The sequence below is a fragment of the Desulfovibrio sp. 1188_IL3213 genome, assembly GCF_036763145.1.
GTDB lineage: Bacteria > Desulfobacterota > Desulfovibrionia > Desulfovibrionales > Desulfovibrionaceae > Desulfovibrio.
This window is the reverse complement of sequence record NZ_JBAIYR010000746.1, coordinates 1-254: the sequence shown is the minus strand read 5'-3', so window position 1 is coordinate 254 and position 254 is coordinate 1. Positions and strand designations below refer to the sequence as shown.

General features: G+C 56.7%; 1 pseudogene. It reads right to left on the bottom strand.

The features are described 5' to 3' along the window. Positions 1–120: pseudogene (locus V6C16_RS15055) on the bottom strand (IS3 family transposase); the annotation flags it as partial. Positions 121–254 lie beyond the last annotated feature (134 nt).

The following is a 254-nucleotide window of genomic DNA, read 5'->3' as shown; positions in this document are numbered from 1 at the left end:
AAGTCCGGTGTCCATACGTTCGGCCAGGCTGAAGCCGACAATTTCCCGACTGTGTAAATCCTTGATTCCGGCAAGATATACCCAGCCCTGCCGTGTGGGGATATAGGTTATGTCACTCACCCACACGGCGGTTGTGTTCGCCCGGCGCGAAGTTACGGTTTAAAAGATTGGGAGCGACCGCCAGCGCGTGATTTGATTCCGTGGTGCGGATAACCCGCCGTTTGCGCTTACAGACGAGGCCCAGTTTGCGGCGT